Annotated in this window: 6 protein-coding genes; 3 read left to right on the top strand and 3 right to left on the bottom strand. The window is 72.7% G+C overall.

Going from position 1 to position 6,283, the window contains the following annotated elements; translation table 11 throughout:
• Positions 1-101 precede the first annotated feature (101 nt).
• Positions 102-1,202, bottom strand: a complete 1,101-nt coding sequence (locus ACZ6C1_RS22555; RefSeq protein WP_469242980.1) for a citrate synthase 2 — start codon at positions 1,200-1,202, stop codon at positions 102-104.
• 248 nt (positions 1,203-1,450) lie between these two features.
• Between ACZ6C1_RS22555 and pdxH the strand changes: the two genes are divergently transcribed.
• A complete protein-coding gene (gene pdxH / locus ACZ6C1_RS22550; RefSeq protein ID WP_469242979.1) occupies positions 1,451-2,122 on the top strand; it encodes a pyridoxamine 5'-phosphate oxidase in 672 nt (223 codons plus the stop codon).
• 10 nt (positions 2,123-2,132) lie between these two features.
• Here the strand turns inward: pdxH and ACZ6C1_RS22545 are convergent, their stop codons facing one another.
• The gene (locus tag ACZ6C1_RS22545) at positions 2,133-2,456 is read right to left on the bottom strand and encodes a hypothetical protein (RefSeq protein WP_469242978.1); all 324 of its coding nucleotides are present in this window, start codon (positions 2,454-2,456) and stop codon (positions 2,133-2,135) included.
• A 449-nt stretch (positions 2,457-2,905) separates the two neighbouring features.
• Here ACZ6C1_RS22545 and ACZ6C1_RS22540 point away from each other — a divergent pair, with 449 nt between their 5' ends.
• Positions 2,906-4,219, top strand: coding sequence for a PAS domain-containing protein (locus ACZ6C1_RS22540; RefSeq protein WP_469242977.1), 1,314 nt, complete (start codon positions 2,906-2,908; stop codon positions 4,217-4,219).
• 40 nt (positions 4,220-4,259) lie between these two features.
• Here ACZ6C1_RS22540 and ACZ6C1_RS22535 read toward each other — a convergent pair whose 3' ends face one another.
• On the bottom strand, positions 4,260-5,039 hold the full coding sequence (locus ACZ6C1_RS22535) for an SIS domain-containing protein (protein WP_469242976.1): 780 nt from the start codon (positions 5,037-5,039) through the stop codon (positions 4,260-4,262).
• Positions 5,040-5,192: 153 nt separating this feature from the next.
• Between ACZ6C1_RS22535 and ACZ6C1_RS22530 the strand changes: the two genes are divergently transcribed.
• Positions 5,193-5,885: a metal-dependent transcriptional regulator gene (locus ACZ6C1_RS22530; protein ID WP_469242975.1), complete on the top strand. Its 693-nt coding sequence runs from the start codon at positions 5,193-5,195 to the stop codon at positions 5,883-5,885.
• The last annotated feature ends 398 nt before the right edge of the window (positions 5,886-6,283 follow it).

Raw genomic sequence — 6,283 nt, 5'->3', positions numbered from 1 at the left:
CCGCGCTACCCACCGCGTGGGCGCCCCCCCCCCCCCCCCCCCCCCCCCCCCCCCCCCCCCCCCCCGCCCCCCCCCCCCCCCCCCCCCGTACGCCGTCGGTGTCAGCCGGCGATGTCCTCGTACCCGGCGATCTCGCGCGGGCTGCGCGGGCCCGGGCCCACGTAGCGGGCCGAGGGGCGGACCAGGCGGCCGGTGCGCTTCTGCTCCAGGATGTGCGCCGACCAGCCGGCCGTGCGGGCGCACGTGAACATGGACGTGAACATGTGCGCCGGGACCTCCGCGAAGTCCAGCATGATCGCCGCCCAGAACTCCACGTTCGTCGCCAGGACGCGGTCCGGGCGGCGGTTGTGCAGCTCTTCCAGGGCGGCCTTCTCCAGCGCCTCGGCCACCTCGAAGCGCGGCGCGCCGAGCTCCTTGGCGGTCCGGCGCAGCACACGGGCGCGCGGGTCCTCGGCGCGGTAGACGCGGTGGCCGAAGCCCATCAGACGCTCGCCCTTGTCGAGGGCCTGGCGGACGTACGCGCCGGCGTCGCCGGTGCGCTCGATCTCCTCGATCATGCCGAGGACGCGGGACGGCGCGCCACCGTGCAGCGGGCCCGACATGGCGCCGACGGCGCCCGACAGGGCCGCCGCCACGTCCGCGCCGGTGGAGGCGATGACGCGGGCGGTGAAGGTCGAGGCGTTCATGCCGTGCTCGGCTGCGGACGTCCAGTAGGCGTCGACGGCCTTGACGTGCTTGGGGTCGGGCTCGCCGCGCCAGCGGATCATGAACCGCTCGACGACCGACTCGGCCTTGTCGATCTCGCTCTGCGGGACCATCGGCAGGCCCTGTCCGCGCGCGGACTGGGCGACGTAGGACAGCGCCATGACGGCGGCACGCGCCAGGTCGTCGCGGGCTTCCTCCACGTCGATGTCGAGGAGCGGTTTCAGGCCCCACACGGGCGCGAGCATGGCGAGCGCGGACTGGACGTCGACGCGGATGTCACCGGAGTGCACCGGGATCGGGAACGGCTCGGCGGGCGGCAGGCCGGGGTTGAACGCGCCGTCGACCAGCAGGCCCCATACGTTCCCGAAGGAGACCTGGCCCACCAGGTCCTCGATGTCGACGCCGCGGTAGCGGAGAGCGCCGCCCTCCTTGTCCGGTTCGGCGATCTCCGTCTCGAACGCGACGACTCCTTCGAGTCCGGGTACGAAGTCGGACATCAGGCGGCTCCTCGTGAGGTGTGCGACAGGTTGCGACAGGCCGGGGTGTCATCCGGTGAAGCGGTGATGCCCCGTACGGCCGGTGGTCATCCTCACCGTCGTAGGGAGGGAACAGTGACCCAGCGCATGAGTCTGTCGGGTTCACCCGATGCGGGGAAGCGTGACATCCGGCACACTGCGCCGAACCGGTCAGGGAGATTAGTGGCACGCGGTGCCGGGCAGACTGGCCCCTACGGCAGGATGGCCTTGTGACAGACGCTCTCGACCCAGCAGCTCTCGATCCCGCCGACATGCGCGAGCAGTACCGCACCGCCGAATTCCTGGAGGCGGACCTCGCGGACGGGCCGATGGAACAGTTCGCGCGCTGGTTCAAGGAGGCCGCCGACAGCGACGCGATCATCGAGCCCAACGCCATGATCGTCTCGACGGCGACGCCCGACGGCCGCCCCTCCTCGCGGACGGTGCTGCTGAAGCACTTCGACGAACGAGGGTTCGTCTTCTTCACCAATTACGGCTCCCGCAAGGGCTCGGAGCTGGAGACCAACCCGTACGTCTCGCTCCTCTTCCCCTGGCACCCGGTCGCCCGCCAGGTCCTCGTCACCGGCACGGCCGACCGTGTCGGCCGCGACGAGACGGCCGCCTACTTCCGGACCCGCCCGCACGGCTCCCAGCTCGGCGCCTGGGCCAGCGAGCAGTCCGCGGTGATCGCCTCCCGGGCGGAACTGCTCGCCCGTTACGAGGAGCTAGCCGCCCGCTACCCGGAGGGCGAGCAGGTGCCCGTCCCGCCCCACTGGGGCGGTTTCCGGGTCGAGCCCCGGACGGTCGAGTTCTGGCAGGGCCACGAGAACCGGCTGCACGACCGGCTGCGGTACGTACGGGACGACGACAAGGCCTGGCGGATCGAGCGGCTGGCGCCCTAGGGCGTGTCGCCTACGTGAAGTCGACGGCGGCCAGCAGCGGTCCGCCCACCGCCAGCGCGTACTGCGCGAACACCGCCCCGCGCCGCACCCCGTGGCCCACCGCGTCATGGGGCATGCACAGCGCCCACAGGCCGAGGACGCCGGACAGACCCAGGGACCACAGGGCAAGCTCCATGAGGGGGCCGCTCCTTCCGTCGCCGACGTAGGCCTGCCGCAACAGGACGGCCAGCGTCACGAAGAAGGCGAACACCAGCAGGAGCAGCCCGATCCCGGCGAAGAGGCGCACGGCCTTGGTGCTGGGCGCGAAGGGGTCCTGTGCGTCGGTGGCGTCCATGCCCGCCATCCTGGGCGCCGGCCGGTGGGCCGGGCATCGTCGCGGATACTCACATCGCACGGGTGTACGTACTCAGCCCGGCCTGCCGGATCCGGACAAGCAGAAACCCGCGGGCTCTGGCTCTCCTGACGGAGAGGCCGGCCGGATGTGCCGGCGAGCCCGCGGGTCGGTGACTGCTGGAGATTGCGGCAGGAGGCCTGCCGACATTGCACAGAGAGTGCGACAACAGGCCTCAGCCCGCAGTCACCTCACGCATCCGAAAAGAAACCACTTCCGGATCACCTCCTTTCTTCGTGTGCCCCACACCCTAGGAAGCGCTCCGGCGCACCACAACCGGTTTTTCGCTCCGGGTGATTTCCGGGAACCGGCTGTGCTCTGAGTCACGTTCCAGTTGAATGACCGATGGCGTGCACGTGCACGTGAGTACACGTCCTGCAGGGGGTGCCGGGATGAGTGCGTCCAGGAGCGAGACCGCGAAGGCTCTGGGGCCCGGGGCGGATCTGCTCGCCGCGCTGCTCGACGGGATGGACGCCGCGCTGTGCGCGTTCGACGCCGACGGCGTGATCACCCACTGGAACCGGGAGGCCGAACGGATCCTCGGGTGGAGCGCCGAGGAGGCGGTCGGGCGCGACGGGTTCGCCGGGTGGGCCGTGCGCAGCGCGGACGCCGACGAGGTGCACCAGCGGCTGATGGCCGTGATGGAGGCACCCGGCCGGCAGGTCCACGAGTTCGCCCTCGTCCGCAAGGACGGCGGGCGGGTCCTGGTGCGGACCCAGTCGGCGGGGGTGCGGGGCGCGGACGGCCGTCCGGCCGGGGTGTACTGCGCGTTCAGCGAGGTGCACGCGCAGATCGACCTGGAGCGGTCCATCGCCCTGAGCGAGGCCCTGTTCGAGGACGCGTCCTGGGGCGTCGTCCTCGTCGACGTGGACCTCCGTCCCACCGTCGTCAACGCCCACGCCGCCCGGGCCCTGGGCGCGGGCCGTACGTCGCTGCTCGGGCGGCCGCTCGGTGAGCTGGTCGTGCAGGGCGTGGAGGAACTGGAGGGCGCCCTCCACCATGTCCTGGCCGAAGGCGCGCCCCGGGCGCTCGTCGAGCTGTGGGTGACGCTCAGGACCCCGGAGGGGGAGCGGCGGCGCTGCTGGCGCAGCGGCTTCCTGCGCCTGGCGTCACCGCTCGCCGAGGAGCCGGTCCCGCTCGGGGTCGGCTGGCTGTTCCAGGACGTCACGGACGCGAAACTGGCGGAGCAGGAGGCCGACCGGCTGCGGTTCCGGACCAGTCAGCTCCACCGGGCGGGCAGTGCGGCCGCGGAGTGCGAGGACCCGATGGAGGCGGCGGCCACCTATCTGGACTTCGCGCTGGCCGGGTTCGCCGACCACGCGCTGGTGGACCTGGTGGAGGGCGACCGTCTCGTCCGGGCGGCCGCCTCGCCGACCGGTGCGCCCGGCCCGGTGGCCCGCCTGGGCGGTGCCGGGATCCCGGTCCGGTACGCGGCGGGGCACCCCGCCCTGCAGGCGCTGGACCGGGTCGGGTCCGTGCGGGCGAGTACCTCCTCCGAGGCGTGGGCGACCGAGCGCCAGTGGCCCCGGGACGCGGCGCACGCCCTGTGCGCGGTGCTCCGCAGCCGGGGCCGGACGCTGGGCGTGGTCACCTTCCTCCGCTCGGGCACCCGGCCCGCCTTCGAGCGCCCGGACGCGGTGTACGCGGAGAGCGTCGCGGTGCGCGTCGCCGCGGCGGTCGACCTCGCGGGGTGCGCCTCCGACTGACGGCGCCGCGCGGGCCGTTCGGGGTGGTGCCCGGTGGTGCCTAGTGGCGGAAGAAGATCCGGTCCGCGTACTCGGTCATCACGCGGCCGTTCCACTCGTGGCCGCCGTCGACGTTGCCGGAGCGCAGCAGCGGGGGCTCGATGCCGCGGGCCACCAGGGATTCCGTGGCGGCGGCCATCACCGCCTGCATCAGGGCGCTGGTCACGACCGTGGACGCCGGGGCGAACGGGGCACCGACGCCCTCGTGGGTGAGCTCCGCGTCCCCCACGGCGATCTTGGAGTCCAGCACGATGTCGCAGTGGTCCTTGAGGAAGGTGCCCGACACGTGCCGGGGCTTGGTCTCCTCCGCGTACGCCACCGACGTCACCCCGATGACCGTCAGGCCGAGCGCGCGGGCGTTCATGGCCATCTCCACGGGCAGGGCGTTGCGACCGGACAGCGAGACGATGATCAGGACGTCCCCGGCCCGGGCGGGTGAGGAGTCCAGGACCGCGCCGGCCAGGCCGTCCACCCGCTCCAGGGCGGAGCCCAGCGTCGCGGGCATCACGTCGACGCCGACGACGCCCGGGACGGCGAGCAGGTTGACCAGCGCGAGGCCGCCGGCCCGGTAGACCACGTCCTGGGCGGCGAGCGACGAGTGGCCCGCGCCGAACGCGAACAGCCGGCCGCCCGAGGCGACGGCGTCGGCGACGGCCGCGCCGGCGGCGGCGATGCTCGGCGCCTCCTCGTCCCGCACACGCTGGAGCAGACCGATCGCGGCGTCGAAGAACCGACCGGCCGTCGTACTCCCGCTCGCGCTCCCGCCGCTGGTGTCAGGCATGGCGTCAGGCCCCTTCTCTCCGTGTCGCGGATCACGTTGCGGTCTGGACCATTGCTCTGTCAATACCGGCTTGTCCCCATGGCGGCACGGTTGTCGGCGCGATGCGCAAGAATTGAGTCAGGGCCAGCGCACGATTCTTTTCGAGGGGCACGTATGTCCGGACTGATCGACACCACGGAGATGTATCTCCGCACCATCCTCGAGCTGGAAGAGGAAGGTGTGGTGCCCATGCGCGCCCGCATCGCCGAGCGGCTGGACCAGAGCGGGCCGACCGTCAGCCAGACGGTCGCGCGGATGGAGCGGGACGGTCTGGTGACCGTCGCGGGCGACCGGCACCTGGAGCTGACCGACGAGGGCCGCCGCCTGGCGACCCGTGTGATGCGCAAGCACCGGCTCGCCGAGTGCCTGCTGGTCGACGTGATCGGCCTGGAGTGGGAGCAGGTCCACGCCGAGGCCTGCCGCTGGGAGCATGTGATGAGCGAGGCGGTGGAGCGCCGCGTGCTGGAGCTGCTGCGGCACCCCACCGAGTCTCCCTACGGGAACCCGATCCCGGGCCTGGAGGAGCTGGGCGAGAAGGCGGAGGCCGAGGCGTTCCTCGACGAGGGCATGGTGTCGCTGGCCGAGCTCGACGCGGGCACGGAGGGCAAGACCGTGGTGGTGCGCCGGATCGGCGAGCCGATCCAGACGGACGCCCAGCTGATGTACACGCTGCGGCGCGCGGGTGTGCAGCCCGGCTCGGTGGTGAGCGTGACCGAGTCGGCGGGCGGTGTGCTCGTCGGCAGCAGCGGTGAGGCCGCGGAGCTGGGCGCCGACGTGGCGTCGCACGTCTTCGTCGCCAAGCGCTGACCCACGCCCGTGGGGCGGTGCCGCCCGCCCACGGCTTCGGACCGTCGCCCGATGCCCTGCCCGGACCCCCGGGCCGGGTGACGCCTCCGTCCCAACCGTCACGGAATTCCCCCCGGTCACGGAACGCGCTTTCGACCGGAACGGCAGCGCCCGGTCGGCTCGCGTGCCAGTCTTGGCTCAGGCATATGACCTGAGTGGGTGTGAGCCGATGCTCCACGCCCGGGGAGGGAGCAGGTGGATGCGCCCGCCTGGAGACCCTGGACACGGGGAGAGCCCCGGGGGGTTTTTGTGCCGGGGGCCCACCCCCCCCCTTTTTCCCCCAGAACCCCAACCCCCCCCCTTTTCCCCCCCCGCCCCCTTTTTCCCCCGGCCCCCCCCCCCCCCACAACCTCCCCCCC

The organism is Streptomyces sp. NPDC041796, from assembly GCF_055590785.1.
This window is presented reverse-complemented; position numbering and strand designations above follow the sequence as displayed.